The sequence below is a fragment of the Bacillus hominis genome (assembly GCF_018332515.1).
GTDB lineage: Bacteria > Bacillota > Bacilli > Bacillales > Bacillaceae_G > Bacillus_A > Bacillus_A hominis.
In genome coordinates, this window is sequence record NZ_BOQD01000306.1 from 1 (window position 1) to 383 (window position 383).

The following is a 383-nucleotide window of genomic DNA, read 5'->3' on the forward strand; positions in this document are numbered from 1 at the left end:
ATTCCTTTTTAGTACGTTACATGAAATTTTATGTAGAAACACTACTACAAAATACATAAATGTTTGATATTATAGTAATGTTGATTAATTGTAAGGAAAGGAACTAACTATATAATGAATAAAAATGTATTAATTATTGATGATGACAAAGATATTGTAGAATTACTCGCTGTTTATTTGCGAAATGAAGGCTATAACATTTATAAAGCTTATGATGGTGATGAAGCATTACAAATGATATCTGCGTATGAAATTGACCTTATGATTTTGGATATTATGATGCCAAAACGAAACGGATTAGAAGTTTGTCAAGAAGTGCGTGAACATAATACTGTACCTATCCTTATGCTTAGCGCAAAGGCTGAAGATATGGATAAAATTTT

The 383-nt window shown here is 28.5% G+C and carries 1 protein-coding gene; it reads left to right on the forward strand.

Annotated features, from left to right (window positions below):
* Window positions 1–114 precede the first annotated feature (114 nt).
* A partial coding sequence (locus tag KI356_RS23155) for a response regulator (RefSeq protein ID WP_212936582.1) occupies window positions 115–383 on the forward strand: 269 nt, incomplete at its 3' end.